General features: G+C 73.9%; 17 protein-coding genes. 12 read left to right on the top strand and 5 right to left on the bottom strand.

What is annotated here, in order from left to right; translation table 11 throughout:
• Positions 1-39 precede the first annotated feature (39 nt).
• The 4 genes from rimO to CHB94_RS22840 all read left to right on the top strand — a co-directional run bounded on the left by rimO (position 40) and on the right by CHB94_RS22840 (position 3,522).
• On the top strand, positions 40-1,512 hold the full coding sequence (gene rimO / locus CHB94_RS22855) for a 30S ribosomal protein S12 methylthiotransferase RimO (protein ID WP_254920871.1): 1,473 nt from the start codon (positions 40-42) through the stop codon (positions 1,510-1,512).
• Between the two features lie 4 nt (positions 1,513-1,516).
• Positions 1,517-2,188 carry a CDP-diacylglycerol--glycerol-3-phosphate 3-phosphatidyltransferase gene (gene pgsA / locus CHB94_RS22850; RefSeq protein WP_089338851.1) on the top strand — a complete coding sequence of 224 codons (672 nt, stop codon included), beginning with the start codon at positions 1,517-1,519 and terminating at the stop codon, positions 2,186-2,188.
• Between the two features lie 277 nt (positions 2,189-2,465).
• Positions 2,466-2,879 (top strand): helix-turn-helix domain-containing protein, encoded by a 414-nt coding sequence (locus tag CHB94_RS22845; protein WP_089338860.1) that lies wholly within the window; start codon positions 2,466-2,468, stop codon positions 2,877-2,879.
• 154 nt (positions 2,880-3,033) lie between these two features.
• Positions 3,034-3,522, top strand: a complete 489-nt coding sequence (locus CHB94_RS22840) for a TetR family transcriptional regulator (RefSeq protein WP_089338850.1) — start codon at positions 3,034-3,036, stop codon at positions 3,520-3,522.
• 170 nt (positions 3,523-3,692) lie between these two features.
• On the opposite strand, the gene CHB94_RS22835 is transcribed toward CHB94_RS22840, so the two are convergent.
• Positions 3,693-4,181, bottom strand: coding sequence for a GNAT family N-acetyltransferase (locus CHB94_RS22835; protein ID WP_089338849.1), 489 nt, complete (start codon positions 4,179-4,181; stop codon positions 3,693-3,695).
• The gene (locus CHB94_RS22830; RefSeq protein ID WP_089338848.1) at positions 4,175-5,188 is read right to left on the bottom strand and encodes a PfkB family carbohydrate kinase; all 1,014 of its coding nucleotides are present in this window, start codon (positions 5,186-5,188) and stop codon (positions 4,175-4,177) included. Before CHB94_RS22830 ends, CHB94_RS22835 begins: the two co-directional genes overlap by 7 nt.
• Positions 5,189-5,308: 120 nt before the next feature.
• Here CHB94_RS22830 and CHB94_RS22825 point away from each other — a divergent pair, with 120 nt between their 5' ends.
• Both CHB94_RS22825 and CHB94_RS26445 read left to right on the top strand, forming a co-directional pair.
• Complete coding sequence (locus CHB94_RS22825; RefSeq protein WP_089338847.1) at positions 5,309-6,151, top strand: PspA/IM30 family protein; 843 nt, start codon at positions 5,309-5,311, stop codon at positions 6,149-6,151.
• A gap of 431 nt (positions 6,152-6,582) precedes the next feature.
• On the top strand, positions 6,583-6,717 hold the full coding sequence (locus CHB94_RS26445) for a hypothetical protein (protein WP_254920870.1): 135 nt from the start codon (positions 6,583-6,585) through the stop codon (positions 6,715-6,717).
• 40 nt (positions 6,718-6,757) lie between these two features.
• Here CHB94_RS26445 and CHB94_RS22815 read toward each other — a convergent pair whose 3' ends face one another.
• Positions 6,758-7,612, bottom strand: a complete 855-nt coding sequence (locus tag CHB94_RS22815; protein ID WP_089338846.1) for a DNA-formamidopyrimidine glycosylase family protein — start codon at positions 7,610-7,612, stop codon at positions 6,758-6,760.
• 96 nt (positions 7,613-7,708) lie between these two features.
• Here CHB94_RS22815 and CHB94_RS22810 point away from each other — a divergent pair, with 96 nt between their 5' ends.
• On the top strand, positions 7,709-8,293 hold the full coding sequence (locus tag CHB94_RS22810) for an antibiotic biosynthesis monooxygenase (RefSeq protein WP_254920869.1): 585 nt from the start codon (positions 7,709-7,711) through the stop codon (positions 8,291-8,293).
• Positions 8,294-8,408: 115 nt separating this feature from the next.
• Here the strand turns inward: CHB94_RS22810 and CHB94_RS22805 are convergent, their stop codons facing one another.
• Positions 8,409-12,995, bottom strand: coding sequence for an ATP-dependent helicase (locus CHB94_RS22805; RefSeq protein ID WP_089338844.1), 4,587 nt, complete (start codon positions 12,993-12,995; stop codon positions 8,409-8,411).
• A 100-nt stretch (positions 12,996-13,095) separates the two neighbouring features.
• Between CHB94_RS22805 and CHB94_RS22800 the strand changes: the two genes are divergently transcribed.
• From CHB94_RS22800 to CHB94_RS22780, 5 genes are all read left to right on the top strand, one after another.
• Complete coding sequence (locus CHB94_RS22800) at positions 13,096-14,397, top strand: MFS transporter (protein ID WP_254920868.1); 1,302 nt, start codon at positions 13,096-13,098, stop codon at positions 14,395-14,397.
• A 309-nt stretch (positions 14,398-14,706) separates the two neighbouring features.
• Entirely contained in the window at positions 14,707-14,871 is a 165-nt protein-coding gene (locus CHB94_RS25460; protein ID WP_176445708.1) for a hypothetical protein, read from the top strand.
• Between the two features lie 10 nt (positions 14,872-14,881).
• On the top strand, positions 14,882-15,076 hold the full coding sequence (locus tag CHB94_RS22790) for a DUF3046 domain-containing protein (RefSeq protein ID WP_089338841.1): 195 nt from the start codon (positions 14,882-14,884) through the stop codon (positions 15,074-15,076).
• A gap of 173 nt (positions 15,077-15,249) precedes the next feature.
• Positions 15,250-16,278: a recombinase RecA gene (gene recA / locus CHB94_RS22785; protein WP_089338840.1), complete on the top strand. Its 1,029-nt coding sequence runs from the start codon at positions 15,250-15,252 to the stop codon at positions 16,276-16,278.
• Positions 16,279-16,388: 110 nt separating this feature from the next.
• Positions 16,389-16,940, top strand: coding sequence for a regulatory protein RecX (locus CHB94_RS22780; RefSeq protein ID WP_254920867.1), 552 nt, complete (start codon positions 16,389-16,391; stop codon positions 16,938-16,940).
• 14 nt (positions 16,941-16,954) lie between these two features.
• Here CHB94_RS22780 and CHB94_RS22775 read toward each other — a convergent pair.
• Positions 16,955-17,663, bottom strand: a 709-nt coding sequence (locus CHB94_RS22775; protein ID WP_176445707.1) for a cytochrome c oxidase subunit I, incomplete at its 5' end; no start/stop codon positions are given.

The raw sequence follows: 17,663 nt of genomic DNA, 5'->3' as shown, positions 1-17,663 counted from the left end.
TTCACCGGTCGGGTCCGCCGGGCCGACTACGATGGCCCGGTGACAGCTCTGCCCCGCCCTGCCCAGCCCTCCGGGCCCAAATGCCGCGGGCGGACGGTGGCGGTGGTGACCCTCGGCTGCGCCCGCAACGAGGTGGACTCCGAGGAGCTCGCCGGGCGGCTCGCCGCCGAGGGCTACGACCTGGTGGACGACGCCGACGGCGCCGACGCCGTGCTCGTGAACACCTGCGGGTTCATCGAGACCGCCAAGAAGGACTCCGTCGACGCCATCCTCGCCGCGACGGACTCCGGGGCGTCCGTCGTCGCCGTCGGATGCATGGCCGAGCGCTACGGCTCGGAGCTGGCCGGCGCCCTCCCGGAGGCCACGGTTCTCGGCTTCGACGACTACGGCGCCATCGGCGACCGGCTCGACGACGTCCTCGCGGGTCGACCCCTGGTGCCGCACACGCCTCGCGACCGCCGCACCCTGCTGCCGATCAGCCCGGTCCAGCGCACCGCCGCGACCGCGGCGCCGGACGCACCCTCGATCCCCGGCCACGACTGGCTGCGCCGCAAGCGGCTGGCCTCCGGCCCGTCGGCCGCGGTGAAGCTGGCGTCGGGGTGCGACCGGCGCTGCGCGTTCTGTGCCATCCCCACCTTCCGCGGCGCGTTCGTCTCCCGCCCGCCGGCCGAGGTCCTGGGCGAGGCGGAGTGGCTGGCCTCCCAGGGGGTCACCGAGCTGGTGCTGGTGAGTGAGAACTCGACGTCCTACGGCAAGGACCTCGGGGATCTCCGCTCGCTGGAGAAGCTGCTGCCCCAGCTGGCTGCCGTCGAGGGCATCGTCCGGGTGCGGGTGGCCTACCTGCAGCCGGCGGAGCTGCGGCCGGGGCTGTTGGAGATCATCGCGGGCACGGAGCGGGTCGCTCCCTACTTCGACCTGTCCTTCCAGCACTCGTCGCCGTCCCTGCTGCGACGCATGCGGCGCTTCGGCGGGACCGACGACTTCCTGGCTCTGATCGAGCGGGCACGCTCGCTGGCGCCGACGGCGGGCTTCCGGACCAACGTGATCCTCGGCTTCCCCGGCGAGACCGAGGAGGACGTCGCCGAGCTGGAACGCTTCCTGGTCGAGGGCCGCCTGGACGCGGTCGGCGTCTTCGGATACTCCGACGAGGAGGGCACCGAGGCGATGGCGCTAACGGGCAAGCTCGACCAGGCCGAGATCGACGCACGCGTCCGCCGGATCACCGACCTGGTCGAGGAGTTGACCGCGCAGCGAGCCGAGGACCGCATCGGCGAGCGGGTCGACGTGCTGCTGACCGAGGACCTCTCCGCCGAGGAGGGTCCCGGTGTGTGGGCCGGTCACGCCGCGCACCAGGACCCCGACGCAGACGGCACGACGACGGTGGCCGGGGTGCCCGCCGATGCGGTCGCCGGTCAGCTGATGGCCGCCGAGATCGTGGGCACCGAGGGCATCGACCTGGTCGCCCGGGTCCTCTCCCCGGTGAGCACCGGCGCGGTTCCGGCCGGGCGGTGACGTCGTGACCGACGTCGCCCCGGACCCGGCCGCCACGCCGTCGTCGTCGGCGAAGCTGGTCAACCTGCCCAACGCCCTCACCATGCTGCGACTGGCCGTGGTGCCGGTGTTCGCCGTCCTGCTGATGCAGGACGGGACCGTGGACGACGCCGATCGGTACTGGGCCGCGCTGGTCTTCGGTCTGGCGATCCTCACCGACCGCTACGACGGGATGATCGCCCGCCGGACCGGGCAGGTCACGGAGTTCGGCAAGCTCGCGGATCCGATCGCCGACAAGGCGCTCACCGGCACGGCGCTGGTCGGGCTGTCGGTGCTGCAGCTGCTGCCGTGGTGGGTCACGGTGGCGATCCTGTTCCGTGAGGTCGCGGTCACCCTGCTGCGGTTCTGGGTCATCCGGCACGGCGTGATCGCGGCGAGCCGGGGCGGCAAGGCCAAGACCGTCGTGCAGTCGCTGGCGGTCGGGCTCTACATCCTGCCGCTGACCGGGCTGGTGGCCTCCGCCCGCTGGTGGGTGATGGCGGCGGCCCTGCTGCTCACCCTGGTCACCGGCCTGGACTATGTGTACCGGGCCCTGACCTTGCGTCGGACCAGCGTGCGCGCCATGCGAGCCGCGGCGGCCCGGCGGGCGGACGGCCCGACTGGCACCAGCGACGCGCGCACCGACACCGCCGCCTGAACGAGGGCCCCGTCCTACCCGCCCTTCGAAAGCTCAGGGCGGAACCCGGGACGGGGCCGCGGTGGACGGGAGGGGAGACGAGGCCGTGGTGCCGTTCGCGACGCGGCCGGCTCCGCACCGGGCGGGAGCACGGGAAGCCGCGAGGCCGATCCGGCGTTACGCCGTCAGCGGACGTGCGCCGGTGCTCCGGGCCCGGGTGGCGGGCGCCGCGTACCGTGAGCGCACGGCGTCTGAGGAGGGCGCCGCCGCTTCCCCGCTCGCAGGACAGGAGACGGCCATGACGCTGCTGCGTACCCAGCTCGGGAACACGCTGCGTGGCCACCGGCTGCGTCAGCGCCGCACGCTGCGCGACGTCTCCGGAGCCGCCCGGGTCAGTCTCGGCTACCTGTCGGAGGTCGAGCGGGGGCAGAAGGAGGCCTCCTCCGAGCTCCTCGCCTCCATCTGCGACGCACTCGACGTCGAACTGGCCGACCTCCTGGCCGAGATCAGCCTCGAACTGCGGGTCGCCGGGGGTGGCGCGGTCCGCCCGCTGGCCCCGTCCGAGGACGCTCCCGTCGACGAGACGCGGCCGGCTGCCGAGGAGCCGGCGGGCACCCAGCCGGCCGCCGAGCCGGCCCTCGCACTGGTCGGCGCTGGGCAGCCCGCCCGCTCGGCCCTGCGCCGGGGAGAGGCCGTCTCGCTCGCCGCCTGACGGGTCGCGACACGCCGCGTCGAGGCCCCGGGTCCTTGACGAACGCCCGGCGCGGTGCAAGACAGGGCTCGTGCGCCCCTTCCCGGCCGGACCGTCCCTCGCCAGCCGGGGACCCGTCCACATCCCTGGCGCGCACACCCGCAGTGGGAACGCCATGGGCCGGACCCGGCTCGGACTGCTCGCCGGCGCTGCCCGGGCCTTCGCCGAGCACGGGCTCCGGCGCAGCACCATGCAGTCGATCGCGGCCGCGGCCAGCGTCGCGAAGGCAACGCTCTACAACCACTTCCGGACCAAGGACGAGGTGGCGACGGCGCTGCTGGCCGCCGAGCTCGACCGGCTGACCGCCCTGGCGACCGAACTGCCCGTCGCGGAGGCGCTGGCCGCACTCTCCGACGAGCTCGGTGGCCATCCGGTGCTGCGTCGACTCGCCGAGACCGAGCCGGAGCTCCTGACCGCGCTGCTGGGCATGGGGGCCGAACGGTGGGCCGAGCTGACCGGGCGACTGGCCGGAGCCCTGCACCTGGACGCCGACGGCGCCGAGCTGGCCGGACGCTGGCTGCTGGGCGTCGTCCTCCAGCCGGGCCGCTCCACGACCCGCCACCGGCACGCGGCCCGACTGGCCGGGGTGCTCACCCCCGGCTGAGCACGGACATCCGCCACGCGGACCGTGGCCCCGGCACCGCCCGGTGGAACATCTCCCGCAGGTTCTCGCGGCCTGTTCGTGGACTCGCACGTCCCACATCCGGGCAGCGTGCCCGGCCGGGCGGTCCACCGGCGGTCGTCTCGCGGGGGCCGACCCGAGAGGTGGAGATCTCAGCTCAGCGGCAGGGACCGGGTGAACAGCACCCGGTCGGCTCCCGGTCCGGCGTGTGCCGGCGACGCCGCCTCGTGCGCGTCGAACCGTCGGGCCAGCGACCGGGCGGCCGCGTCACCGGGCAGTGCGACCGCCTGCACCGCCCGCGCCCCGACCGATGTCGCCAGCGTGGCGAACCGCTCCACCAGCCGGGCCGCCACCCCGCGCCCACGCCAGCGGGGGTGGACGGCGACGGCGTGGACGACGGCAAGCCGGTCGGCGCTGACCACGCCCAGGAGATAGCCGGCGTCCTCGTCCCCGGTGGCGAGGGCCACCGCGCCGAAGCCGCCGAGCTGGTGGAAGAACAGGGGGTCGTGCAGGGCCCGCACCGTCTCGTCATCCAGCGCCGACCCCGACCAGAACTCCGCCCGGCGGGCCAGCAGGCGCTCCCGCAGAGCGCCCGCGGAGAGCTCCTCGAAGCCGACCAGCCGTAGCTCGCCGCTCACCATGTCGAGCGCGCGGCATCCAGCTCCGCGCGGCTGGGTGGGTCGGCGCCGACCCGTGTGCAGTTCAGCGCGGCCACCAGCGCGGCGTCGTCCACCAGCGCGAGCAGCTGCTCGTCGGCCATGGCCTCCAGGGCGGCCCGCGAGGTGACGCCCGCCTCCAGCAGTCCGGTGAGCAGGCCCGCGGCCAGCGAATCCCCGGCCCCCACGGTGTCGACGACGGTCACCGACGGTGTCTCGCGGTGCAGCAGCGGCCGGCCGGGCCGGGCGACGCGGAGCGGTGCCCCCCCGTCGGTGAGCAGGACGAGGGCGGGACCTCGGTCCGCCCAGCGCCGGGCGGCGTCGTCCAGGTCGGAGGGGGCGTCCAACCACGCCAGGTCCTCGGCGCTGACCTTCACGACGTCCGCGTGCGCGGCCAGCCGGTCCAGGCGGGTGCGGACCACCGACGGGGTGTTGCCCAGCGCCTCGCCGACGGGACCCTCGGCGAGCATGGGGCGGATGTTCGGGTCCACGCTGATCAGGGTGCTTCCCTCGGCGTGCAGTTGCTCGACGAGGCCGGCGATCGCGTCGGACCCCGGGGCGGTCCAGCTCGAGATCGAGCCGACGTGCAGCACCCCGGTTCGCGCGGGCAGCACGCTGCGCAGTTCCTCGTCGGTCCACTGCCAGTCGGCGGCACCGAGCACGTGGAAGCCGTAGTCGGGAGAGCCGTCGGGGCCCAGGCCGACGACCGCCAGACTCACCGGCTCCGGGGCGTCGATGAAGCCGGCGACGTCCACCCCGGCGAGCCCGGCATGCCGGCGCAGGTGCGGCGCGAGGGGACCGGTTCCCAGGCGCGCCATCAGCCGGACGGGGGCGCCCAGCCGCCCCGCGGCCACGGCGACGTTGAGGGCGTTGCCGCCCGGGCGGGCGACGTACTGCGGGGCGGTGCCCTCGGGGCCGGCGTCCGCTCCCGGAACGGGCAGGAGGTCGACGACGAGCTCGCCCACGACGCACAGGACGGGGGAGTCGGCCACGCAGGCACCCTATCGGCGGGGGCGCGTCGACCGCCCGCGTTGGCTCCGACCGTGCAACACCTGGAACGATGAGGCGACGAGCATCACCGGGCCGGCCGCTGCGCCGGAGCAGGAGGACCCATGCCCAACCCGTTCGTGAAGCTGTGGAAGTACCTCACGGCGTCGGCCAACGCCCAGATCGACCAGCGGGCCGACCCGAAGATCCAGATCGCCCAGGCGATCGAGGCAGAGCAGCAGCGGCACCAGGCGCTGGCCAACCAGGCCGCCGCGGTCCTGGGCAACCAGCGGCAGCTGGAGATGCGGCTCAACCGCCAGCTCGGCGAGGTGGAAAAGTTGCAGGCCTCCGCCCGCCAGGCGCTGGTGCTCGCCGACAAGACCCGCGCCGGAGGTGACGCGAACAAGGCAGCGGAGTACGAGAACGCCGCGCAGGCCTTCGCGACCCAGCTGGTCGCCGCCGAGCAGTCGATGGAAGACCTCAAGCGCAGCCACGACGAGGCGCTGCAGGCCGCCGAGCAGGCGCGCGGTGCCGTCGAGCAGAGCCGGATGCGGTTGCAGACGACGCTGGCCGAGCGCACCAAGCTCATGTCGCAGCTCGAGCAGGCCAAGATGCAGGAGCACGTCGCCTCGTCGCTGCGGCAGGTCAACGAACTCTCCGCGCCGGGCAACACCCCCAGCCTGTCGGAGGTCCGGGACAAGATCGAGGCGCGCTACGCCAACGCGCTCGGTCAGGCCGAGCTGGCGCAGACCTCGGTCGAGGGCCGGATGCTCGAGGTGCAGAAGGCGACCCTGGACGTCGCGGGTGCCTCGCGTCTCGACCAGATCCGCGCCTCGATGAGCGGTGGCCCCACAGCGGTCGAGGGCGGCCAGCCCGCGGCCGCGATCGAGCAGGGTGCCCCCGCCGTTCCGCAGCCGGTTGCCGAGCAGCGCGAGGCGCAGTCGGCCGAGCGTCCCGACCAGCAGTAGAGGCATCTCCTGCCCCCACCGCTCGCAGGCTCGCGGCGGGACCCTGCAGGAGGGCCGAAGGGAGCGACGATGTCCGGCCCGGGCTATCCGCCCGCCCGCTACACCGGTTCCGGCGGCGAGGTGAACGCGTCACTGCGGCGGGCCGACGTCCCGCCGGAGCTCGCCCTGGGCGGCGGTGGGGCCGCGCACTACCTGGCCGGCGGCGCGACCACCGGCGGCGCGTTCGGCCTGTATCGCTGGGAGATGGGGCCGGCACCCACCGGGCCGGGCCCGCACTTCCGCCGCGGCATCACCGAGTCCTTCTTCGTGCTCAGCGGCACCGTGCGCCTCTACGACGGCGAGCGCTGGGTGGAGGGGCGCCGGGCGACTTCCTGCACGTACCCGAGGGTGGGATCCACGGCTTCCGGAACGAGTCCGGTGAGCCGGCGTCGATGCTCGTGCTGTTCACGCCGGGGGCGCCCCGCGAGGACTACTTCGAGACCCTGGCCGACGCCGCGCGCCGGGACGCGATGAGCCCCGAGGACTGGACGGAGTTCTTCCTCCGGCACGACACCTTCTGGGTCTGAGCCGCGTCACCGGTTCCTCCGGCCGCTGTTCCGGGCCGCCTCAGCGGTAGAGGGTCACCGGCTGCGGCCGACCGGGCTCGCCGGTGCGCGCCTGCGGATCGACGGGGGAGTGGGCGGCCTGGCACTTCGGGCACCACCAGGTGACCCGCTCCTGCGTCGGCGGTCCCTGCTCGCCCAGCAGGATCGGTGTGCCGCACCGCCGGCAGGGCCGCCCCTTCCGCCCGGCCACCCAGTGGTCCTGCCCGCGGCGGGTGACGCCGGTGGTGCTCTGCTCGGGGTGGTGGCGGTTGGCCAGCATCAGCGTGCGAGCGCGCTCGACGAGCGCCGCCAGGTCGGGCACGTCGGCGACCCGCGCCCAGGGGTGGACGCCGACCAGGAACAGCGACTCGACCTTGTAAAGGTTGCCGATCCCGGCCAGGTTGCGCTGGTCGAGGATCGCGACGCCGATCTGCTCGTCGGGGCGCTCCCGGAGCCGGCGCAGCGCCTCCTCGAGGTCCCAGTCCGGGCCCAGCACGTCGGGGCCGAGGTGGCCGACCAGCCGGTCCTCGTCAGCCGTCGGGACGATGTCGACGTCGTGCAGCCGGTAGCCGACGCACTCCCACTCGTCGGTGGCCAGGACGACGCGGATGTCGTAGGCGGGGCTGCCGCGCCACTTCGCTCCCGGCCGGTAGATGTGCCAGCTGCCGTCCATGCGGAAGTGGGTGCGCAGGGTGCGACCGTCACCCAGCCGGATGAGCAGGTGCTTGCCGCGCGGGACGACCTCGCGGACCGTGGTGCCGCTCAGGTCGAGGGCCGCCAGCTGGGGGAGCCGGAACTCACTGCGGCGCAGGGTGGTGCCGGCCAGCGCGGTGTTCATCCGCTGCGCGGCCAGCCACACGGTGTCTCCCTCGGGCACGCCTCCAGTGTCCCCGGCGCGCATCGAGCCTGCTCGGATGGTGTGAGACCCCTGACAGCCGGGATGACGGCGGCCCGATCGTGCGCTGACCGGTCCGTGAGCGTTCCCCTGCGTCGTCGTGACCGGTCCGGCGGTGAGCCCTCGCCCCCGAATACCGAGCCGGTGACCGTGACGGTCGCCCGTGTGGTGCGTCCCGACCGGCGCGAGGCCTTCGAGCGGGAGGCCACCGCCATCCTGGGCGTGGCGTCGACGTTCCCCGGCAACCTCGGCGCGACGCTGCTGCGGCCGGGACCCGGCAGCTCCGAGTACCACCTGGTCTATCGGTTCGGCGACGATGCGTCGCTGGCCGTGTGGGAGCGGTCGCCGCAGCGGCGGGAGTTCCTCGCCCGGCTCCGCGACATCGTCGAGGACGAGCGCTACGCCCGCGTCACCGGCCTGGACAGCTTCTTCACCCGTCCCGCCACCCCCGGTCCGCGCTGGCGGCTCACGGTGCTGACCGTCGCCGCCGTCTTCGCGATCACGTCGCTGTTCCAGTTCCTGGTCACCCCGCATCTACAGGGCTGGCCCGTCGGGGCGCGCCTGCTGCTGTCGGCGGTGGTCGTGGTGCTGCTGCTCGGGCACGTCGCGATGCCGCTGCTCACCCGGTGGCTCGCCCGCTGGTTGCGCCCCTCCAGGGGCTGACGCGGGTCGGCCGCTCCAGAGGTGTTCCTCCCGCTCCTGCAGGACTCCAGGTGCGGGAGAGGAACCTCAGGAGTGCGGCAGTCCGGATGCGCACCGACCCGTCGCCGACCGGTGGTCAGGCGCGCAGCCGCAGACCCCGCGGCGTGGCGGCGAAGCCGGCGGCCTGGAGAGCCGCCGAGAGCGGCGTGGACTCGTGCACCGACGCACCGTCTGCCTTCTGCACCACCATGCGGCCCAGCGCACCGGCCGATACCGCGCCGGAGAGGGCCGTCGCCGCCTCCTTGAGGACGTGCTCGTCCTCGGTCCAGGACAGCAAGGTCTTGCCGCCCCGTTCGACGTAGAGCGTCAGGTCGCCGTCGACCAGCACCACGAGGGCGCCGGCCTTGCGACCGGCGCGGTGCCCGGTCGGTGCCTTCCGCCCCGGCCCGGTGCCCTCGCCGACGTCGATGGCGTCCGGATCCGCGGCCCCCGGCCGCTCCGGCCAGGGCAGCGCAGCGCCGTAGACGTTGGCGGGATCGGTCGCGGCGAGGACGACCGCGCCGCCGGGCACCCGGTCGGGAGAGGCGAAGCTGCGCAACCGGTCCACCGACCCGGGGGTGCCGAACTGGGCCGCGCCCAGGGTCTCGACGAAGTAGCCGCGACGGGCGCGTCCGTTCTCCTCGAACGCCCGCAGTACCGGGTAGACCGCCGAGAAGCCGCCGGTCACCTGCTCGGCCATGACCGCGCCGCGGGTGAGCACGCCGTGCCGTTCCAGCAGTGCCTCGGCCCGTGCCGTCGTCCGCCGGGTGCTGTTGGCCTCGCGGTCGGGCAGCCGTGACCACCGGCCGGCCACGGTGGGCGGGCCGGTGTGGGTCGGCATCGCGGGCCGGCCCAGGCGGGCCCGGCCGTGCCGACCGCGGTCGAACCGCGCGCGAGGGGCCGCAGGGCGGCTGCGGTGCGTGCCGCCGCCACCCAGCCGCGTCCGGAGCGGAGCCAGGGTGTCGTTGGTGAGCACGCCCGCCCAGACGAGGTCCCAGACGAGGTCGGCCATCGCGGTGTCGTCGGTGGCGCCGACCAGATCGGAGAGCCCGCGGAAGAAGAGCGCCTGCCCGCCGGCGAGCTGTTCCAGGATCGGCGTGCCCTCGTCCGGCACCTCGAGCGGTTCGGGCAGCAGCAGGGGCGCCAGGTCGGCCGGGACGAGGCTGATCCAGCCGTCCCCGCCGGGCAGCCCACCCGCACCGGCCCACAGCACCTCCCCGGCGCTGGTCAGCTCGTCGAGCATCGCGGGGGAGTAGCCACGGACCCGCGCCGGGAGGACCAGTGATTCCAGGGCACTGGCCGGCACCAGCGCACCGGCGAGCTGTTCCACGACGGCGAGCACGCCGTCGGCACCGCGGAGCCTGCTCCCGACCGACTGCCAGGACGGGGTGAACCGGGCCAGGGTCCCGGTGGGTACCGGCTCGACCTCCTGACGCAGCCTGGCCAGGCTCCGTCGGCGGATCGACCGCAGCACCTCCGCGTCACACCATTCCTGACCGCTGCCGCCGGGCCGGAACTCGCCGGTGACGAGCCGGCCGGTGCCGGTAAGCCGGTGCAGGGTGGCGGTGACCACTGCGACGCCGAGGCCCAGCCGAGTCGCGACCTCGGCCGGCTGGAAGGGCCCGTGGGTGCGGGCGAAGCGGCCGATCAGGTCACCGAGGGGATCGGCCACCGGCTCCGTGAAGGCCTCCGGTACGCCGACGGGCAGCGCGGTGCCGAGCGCGTCGCGGAGGCGGCCGGCGTCCTCGATGGCGACGTAGCGCTCCTCGCCCGCGATGCGTACCTGCAGCGCTCGGCGCGACGCGACCAGCGCGTCCAGCCATTCCTGCGGCACCCCGCGCGCGGCCGCCTCGGCGGCGGTGAGGTCGCCGAGTCCGCGCAGGAGGTCGGAGGCGCCGTCGACGTCGCGCGGGTGCCGCTGGCCGGGCCGTCGTTGGAGCTCCGCCTCGACCTCGGCCATGGCCTCGCCGTCGAGCAGCTCCCGCAGTTCGGTGCGGCCCAGGAGCTCGGCGAGCAACCCGGTGTCGAGCGCGAGCGCCTGCGCCCGGCGTTCGGCGAGCGGCGCGTCGCCCTCGTAGAGGAACTGGCCGACGTACCCGAAGAGCAGCGACTGCGCGAAGGGGGAGGCGGAGTCGGTCTGCACGTCGACGACGCGGACCTTGCGCGAGCGAACGTCCGTCATCAGCTCGACGAGACCAGGCACGTCGTAGACGTCCTGCAGGACCTCGCGGGCCGCCTCGAGGGTGATGGGGAAGGAGGAGAACTCGCTGGCCACCGACAGCAGCTGGGCCGCGCGCTGGCGCTGCTGCCACAGCGGGGTGCGACGGCGCGGGTCGCGGCGGGGAAGGAGCAAGGCGCGGGCGGCGCACTCCCGGAACCGGCTGGCGAACAGCGCGGAGCTGCCCACCTCGGCGGTCACCTCCCGTTCGACGTCGTCGGGGTCGAGCACGGCGAGGTCGGCCTCCGGCGGCTCCCCGGTGGTGTCGGGCAGCCGCAGCACGATGCCGTCGTCGGAGTGCATGGAGGCGACGTCCACGCCGTACCGCTCCCGCAGCCGGGCGGCCAGCACCAGCGCCCAGGGGGCGTTGACCTGCGCACCGAACGGCGAGTGCACGACCAGCCGCCAGTCGCCCAGCTCGTCGCGGAACCGCTCGACCAGGAGCGTCCGGTCGTCGGGCAGGTGGCCGGTCACCGCCTTCTGCTCGGCGAGGTAGGTCTGCAGGTTCGCCGCGCCCCACTCGTCGAGGCCCGCTGCGCGGGCCCGCTCCAGGCCTGCTTCCGGCGTCGCCGACCCGACCTCGCGCAGGAAGGCACCCAGCGCCCGTCCCAGTTCCAGCGGCCGGCCCGGGGCGTCGCCGTGCCAGAACGGCATCTTTCCCGGCTGCCCCGGCGCCGGGGTGACCAGGACGCGGTCGTGGGTGATGTCCTCGATCCGCCAGGACGACGACCCGAGCAGGAAGACGTCGCCCACCCGGGACTCGTAGACCATCTCCTCGTCGAGCTCGCCGACCCGTCGTCCGCCGGTGCCCTCGGCCCCCACGAGAAAGACGCCGAAGAGCCCGCGGTCGGGAATCGTCCCGCCGCTGGTCACCGCCAGCCGCTGCGCCCCCGCCCGGGCGGTGAGGGTGTCGGTGACGCGGTCCCAGGTCAGCCGCGGCCGGAGCTCGGCGAAGGCGTCGGAGGGATAGCGCCCGGCCAGCATGTCGAGGACGGCGTGCAGCGCGGAGTCCGGCAGCGAGGAGAAGGCCGCCGACCGGCGCACGACGGCGGCGACCTCGTCCACGGTGCGCGGCCGCTCGGACACCATCGCGACGATCTGCTGGGCCAGGACGTCGAGAGGGTTGCGCAGATACCGGATCGACTCGATCGCGCCGGCCTTCATGCGCTCGGCGACCAATGCGCACTGCACCAGGTCACCGCGGTACTTCGGGAAGAGGACACCGCGGCTGACCGCCCCCACCTGGTGGCCGGCCCGGCCGACGCGCTGCAGGCCGCTGGCGACCGTCGGCGGTGCTTCGACCTGCACGACGAGGTCGACCGCGCCCATGTCGATGCCCAGCTCGAGGCTGGAGGTCGCGACGACGGCCGGCAGGCGACCGGACTTCAGCGCCTCCTCGACGATCGCCCGCTGCTCCCGGGAGACCGAGCCGTGGTGTGCCGCGGCGACCGGCTGGATCCCCTCCGGCACGCCGCCACCGGAGCCGGCCTGGGCCATGAGCGCGGCGGCGTTGGTGCCCGGGGGCACCGTCTCCCCGGTGGCGCGCTCGTAGGCCAGTTCGTTCAACCGGCTGGTCAGCCGCTCGGCCAGGCGACGGGAGTTCGCGAAGACGATGGTGCTGCGGTGCGCCTGGACCAGGTCGAGCACCCGCTCCTCGACGGCCGGCCAGATCGATGTCCGGGGCTGGTTGCCTGCGGCGGAGCCCTCCAGCTCGCCGGTGGGCTGCCCCAGCTCGCTCATGTCCTCGACCGGGACGACGACCGAGAGGTCCCACTCCTTCGCCGAGGGCGGCGCGACGATCTGCACCGGCCGTCCGCCGGCGAGGTAGGTGGCCACCTCCTCGATGGGGCGCACCGTGGCCGACAGCCCGATCCGCTGGGCCGGCCGCTCGAGGAGCTCGTCGAGGCGGTCGAGGGAGACCGCCAGGTGGGCCCCGCGCTTGGTGTCGGCGACGGCGTGCACCTCGTCGACGATCACCGTCTCGATGCCTCGCAGCGCCTCCCGGGCCGAGCTGGTGAGCAGCAGGAACAGCGACTCCGGGGTGGTGATGAGGATGTCGGTCGGGCGGCGGGTGAAGGCCCGCCGCTCGTCGGCCGGGGTGTCACCGGAGCGGATGCCGACCCGGATCTCCGGACGGGTCAGGCCGAGCCGGGCGGCGGCCTGGCCGATGCCCGCCAGCGGTGCCCGGAGGTTGCGCTCGACGTCGACGGCGAGGGCCTTGAGCGGGGACACGTAGAGGACGCGGCAGCGCAGCTGTTCCTCGGCCGGCGGAGGGGTGGCGGCCAGCCGGTCCAGCGACCAGAGGAAGGCCGCCAGCGTCTTGCCCGACCCGGTGGGCGCCACGACGAGGGCGTGGTCGCCGCTGCTGATCGCGTCCCACGCGCCCTCCTGGGCGGCGGTCGGCCGGACGAACGCACCCGTGAACCAGGCCCGGGTGGCCTCCGAGAACCGGTCGAGTGCGGACACGTCCCCAGTGTCCCCGGGTGGTATGACAATCCGCCGGGCCGGTCGCGGCGCGCGGCGGGCGGACCGCCCGTCCGTCGACGTCGGCGGGCAGACTGCGTCCGTGCGCCAGCCTTCTTCCACCGTGCCGGGGACCGCGGCCGCCGACGTCGTCCCCGAGCGCGTCCAGCGCCGGACGGTTGGCGTCCTCAGCGGCTCCGTGGCCCTCGCGGGACTGGGGGTCACCGTGGGCATCACGGTCGGGGGGCTGATCGCCCGGGACGTCGCGGGCACCGACAGCGCCGCCGGCCTGGGGTCCACGGCCGGCGTGCTGGGCGCCGCCGTGCTCGCCGTCCCCCTGGCCCGGATCAGCGACCGGGCAGGCCGTCGTGCAGGCCTGGCCGCCGGGTACGGCGTCGCCGTCCTCGGTGCCGGGGTCACCGTGGCCGCAGCGGCGATCTCCTCGCTGCCGCTGTTGCTCCTCGGGCTGTTCGCCTTCGGGGCGTCGACGGCCTGCGGACTGCAGTCCCGCTACGCAGCAGCCGACCTGGCGACACCTGCGCGGCGGGGGCGGGACCTCTCCCTCGTGGTGTGGGCGACCACGGTCGGCTCGGTGCTCGGCCCCAATCTCGCCGGGCCGGGCGCGGATCTCGGGCGTGCCCTGGGGCTGCCCGCTCTCGGTGGCGCCTTCGTGGTGTCGGCGGTGGCCTTCACCGTCGTCGCAGTGGCGCTGCTCCTGCTGCTCCGACCCGACCCCCTGCTGCTCGCCCGGCGACTCGGGGGTGGCGGGAACGGGCCGCGGCCGCGTCAGGCCACCGGCGCCGCGATGCGCGCGGTCTGGGCCTCGCCGCAGGGGCGCCTCGGGCTCACTGCGGTGATCGTGGCCCATTCGGTGATGGTCGGCGTCATGGTGATGACGCCGGTGCACATGGGGCACGCCGGTGGCTCGGCGGGCTCGACGCTGCGGGTGATCGGATTGGTGATCAGCGTCCACGTCGCCGGGATGTACCTGTTCTCCCCGTTGGTCGGGATCCTGGCCGATCGCGCCGGACGGAGGAACACCGTCGCGGTGAGCGGGGCACTGCTGCTCGCCGCGGCGGGGGTGGCCGGCACCGCGGCTCCCGGCGCCGCCGTGCAGCTCGGCGTCGGCCTCCTGCTGCTCGGTCTGGGGTGGTCGTGCGGCCTGATCGCCGGATCGACGCTGGTCACCGAGTCGGTGGGTGCAGATGTGCGGCCGACGGCGCAGGGTGGCACGGACCTGCTCATGGGCCTCGGCTCGGCCCTGGCAGGGGTGCTCGGCGGCCCGCTGCTGGCCCTGGGCGGGTTCGGCCTCGTCTCCGGGGTCTCCGCCGCCCTGGTGCTGCCGCTCGCCGTCGTCTGGATCGCCGGCGTGCGGTCGGCCGTCAGCGGTCCCGGAAGTTCTTGATCAACAGGACGATCGAGACCAGCATCGCCAGGACGATGGCGATCTGCAGGACGGCGTCCCACCCCGCCGATCCGGTGCCGGGAATCACCCTTTCAGCCTAATCGCGTCGGCCCGGCAGGCGGTTACCGCGTACGCAGTGAAGCGTGGTGACCACCTCGGGCAGGTCGACCGGGGCGTGGGTGCGCAGGGCGCTCGTCCAGGTCGCAGGAGTCCGCTCCCGCCGGCGGCCGATCGAGGGCATGCGCAGCATGCGGGTGCACGGCCAGGGTGGCGAGCGGCGGCTCAGCGTCGCCATTCCGGCCGGACGCCGTGGACGTCGTCCTCCGTCGGCCGTTGCCGCTGCTGGCGGCCCGGGGGGACGGCGAGTCGGTCGGCGCGGTGTACCTGCACGCCGACGACCCGACGGCGCTGGTCCGCCGCCCGCGGGCCGGGGCGCCGGACCGCCTGGCGGGCGAGGAACCGCGGGCGCGCTAGCGTCGACGTCGTGCGTCTGCAGGAGTTCTGGTCACGGTTGGACAGCCAGTTCGGATCGATGCGTGCCCAGAGCGTGGCGCGCGACCACGTCTTCGCCGCGCTCGGCGGTCGCAGCGCGGTCGACGCGATCGAGGCGGGCCTGTCCGTGCGCAAAGTCTGGCTGGCCATCTGCGAGGAGTACGAGGTCCCGCCCAAGGAGCGCTGAAGCCGCCGCGCTGGTGGCGGGCGTGTCGCCCTGGCGGTCGAACAGGTGTTCGGCCTACTGTGGCGTCCACAGGTCGACCGGCTCTCCACAGGTCCGCCTGAAGGCCAGAAACTGTCGGTGCCTCGTCCTAGCGTCGGTCCCGACCCGCTTCCCGCGAACCGAAGGTGTGCACCATGGCAACGCTCGACCGCGACAAGGCCCTCGACATGGCCCTCGCCCAGATCGACAAGCAGTTCGGCAAGGGCTCGGTCATGCGCCTCGGCGACAGCCCCGAGGTGGCCATGAAGGTCATCCCGACCGGCTCGATCGCCCTCGACATCGCGCTGGGCATCGGCGGCCTGCCGCGCGGCCGCGTCATCGAGGTCTACGGCCCCGAGTCCTCCGGAAAGACGACGGTCGCCCTGCACGCGGTGGCCAACGCCCAGGCCGCCGGCGGCATCGCCGCCTTCGTCGACGCCGAGCACGCGCTCGACCCGGAGTACGCCCGCGCGATCGGTGTCGACACCGACGCGCTGCTCGTCAGCCAGCCCGACACCGGTGAGCAGGCGCTCGAGATCGCCGACATGCTGATCCGGTCCGGAGCCCTCGACATCATCGTCATCGACTCCGTCGCCGCCCTGGTGCCCCGCGCCGAGATCGAGGGCGAGATGGGTGACAGCCACGTGGGTCTGCAGGCCCGGCTCATGAGCCAGGCGCTGCGCAAGATCACCGGTGCGCTGAGCAACTCCGGGACGACGGCGATCTTCATCAACCAGCTGCGCGAGAAGGTCGGCGTGGTCTACGGCTCGCCCGAGGTCACCACCGGTGGTCGCGCGCTGAAGTTCTACTCGTCGGTCCGCCTGGACGTCCGCCGCATCGAGACCCTGAAGCAGGGCACCGACGCGGTCGGCAGCCGCACCCGCGTCAAGGTGGTCAAAAACAAGGTCGCCGCGCCGTTCAAGCAGGCTGAGCTCGACATCCTCTGGGGTCAGGGCTTCAGCCGGGAGGGCGGGCTCATCGACGTGGGTGTCGAGCAGGGCATCGTGAGGAAGTCCGGCGCCTGGTACACGTACGAGGGCGACCAGCTCGGCCAGGGCAAGGAGAACTCGCGCAACTTCCTGAAGGACAACCCCGACCTCGCCGACGAGATCGAGAAGCGGATCAAGGAGAAGCTGGGCATCGGGCCCACCCTGGACGCCCCGGCCGCACCCGCCGACTTCTGAGCCGACAAGTGTCCGGCTTTCCCTCCACCCGCCGCCGCAGCCCGGGCTCCCACCCGGGCGCGCGACGGGCGGGAGCCCGCGGGCACGACGATCTCCCGAGCCCGGACGTCGTGCCCGGCGCACCGGAGGACGAGATGGGCGATCCGGAGTCGGTGGCCCGAGGGATCTGCCTGCGCGCCCTGACCGGAGCGCCGAAGACGCGCCAGCAACTGGCCGACCTCCTCCTCCAGCGTGGCGTGCCGGACGATGCGGCTGAGGCGGTGCTCGACCGGTTCACCGAGGTCGGCCTGATCGACGACGCCGCCTTCGCCCGGGCCTGGGTGAGCTCCCGCCAGTCCGGACGAGGACTGGCCCGGCGGGCGCTGAGTGCCGAGCTGCGCGCCAAGGGCGTCGAGCCCGAGGTGGCAGCTGAGGCGGTCGGCGAGGTGGATGACGAGGACGAGCGCGCCGCCGCCCGCCGGCTCGTCGAGCGGCGGATGGGTGCGATGCGTCGCCTCGACCGTGCCACCGCGATGCGCCGGCTGATGGGCATGCTGGCCCGCAAGGGCTACAGCGGCGGGCTGGCTGCCGCTGTGATCCGGGAGGCCTTCGACAGCGCGGACAGCGCCGACGCCCTCGAGGACGCCTTCGGGTACCTGGACGAGGACAGCCTGTTGCCGTAGATCGGCCCGGCGGCTCAGGTGGGGTCGGGGTCGTTCGGGCCCTGACGTGGGCCGGTGCCCGCGACGACCTCGCTGACGCCGCCGTAGGGCTCGTGCCGCTTGCCGGCGTGCGCCTCGTCCTGGAGCCGATCCAGTAGGTGCGGGTAGTGCGCCTCGAACGCCGGGCGCTCCGACCGGATCTTGGGGATCTCGATGAAGTTGTGCCGCGGCGGTGGCGAGGAGGTCGCCCACTCCAGCGAGTTGCCGTGGCCCCAGGGGTCGTCACGCAGCGCCAGCTCGCCGTACTTCCACGACCGCACCACGTTGTAGATGAAGGGCAGTGTCGAGGCGCCGAGGATGAACGCGCCGATCGTGGACACCACGTTGAGCGTCGTGAACTCGTCCGTGGGCAGGTAGTCCACGTAGCGGCGCGGCATGCCCTCGTTGCCGAGCCAGTGCTGCACCAGGAACGTGGTGTGGAAGCCGATGAAGGTCAGCCAGAAGTGCAGCTTCCCGAGCCGCTCGTCCATCATCCGGCCGCACATCTTGGGGAACCAGAAGTAGATGCCGGCGTAGGCGGCGAACACCACGGTGCCGAAGACGACGTAGTGGAAGTGGGCCACGACGAAGTAGGAGTCGTTGACGTGCCAGTCGATCGGCGGGCTGGCCAGCAGCACGCCGGTCAGGCCACCGAGCAGGAAGGTGACCATGAACCCGATCGAGAACAGCATCGGCGTCTCGAAG

Origin of the sequence: Blastococcus mobilis (assembly GCF_900188025.1) — a bacterium.
Lineage (GTDB): Bacteria > Actinomycetota > Actinomycetes > Mycobacteriales > Geodermatophilaceae > Blastococcus_B > Blastococcus_B mobilis.
The sequence above is the reverse complement of the archived record's forward strand: the minus strand, read 5'-3'. Positions and strand labels throughout refer to the sequence as shown.

Bases quoted from the DNA above. Each gene is read 5' to 3' on its own strand.
- CHB94_RS22825 (WP_089338847.1), top strand. From the start codon at position 5,309: ATGCCCAACCCGTTCGTGAAGCTGTGGAAGTACCTCACGGCGTCGGCC.
- CHB94_RS22840 (WP_089338850.1), top strand. From the start codon at position 3,034: ATGGGCCGGACCCGGCTCGGACTGCTCGCCGGCGCTGCCCGGGCCTTC.
- recA (WP_089338840.1), top strand. From the start codon at position 15,250: ATGGCAACGCTCGACCGCGACAAGGCCCTCGACATGGCCCTCGCCCAG.
- CHB94_RS22835 (WP_089338849.1), bottom strand. From the start codon at position 4,181: ATGGTGAGCGGCGAGCTACGGCTGGTCGGCTTCGAGGAGCTCTCCGCG.
- CHB94_RS26445 (WP_254920870.1), top strand. From the start codon at position 6,583: ATGCTCGTGCTGTTCACGCCGGGGGCGCCCCGCGAGGACTACTTCGAG.
- CHB94_RS22845 (WP_089338860.1), top strand. From the start codon at position 2,466: ATGACGCTGCTGCGTACCCAGCTCGGGAACACGCTGCGTGGCCACCGG.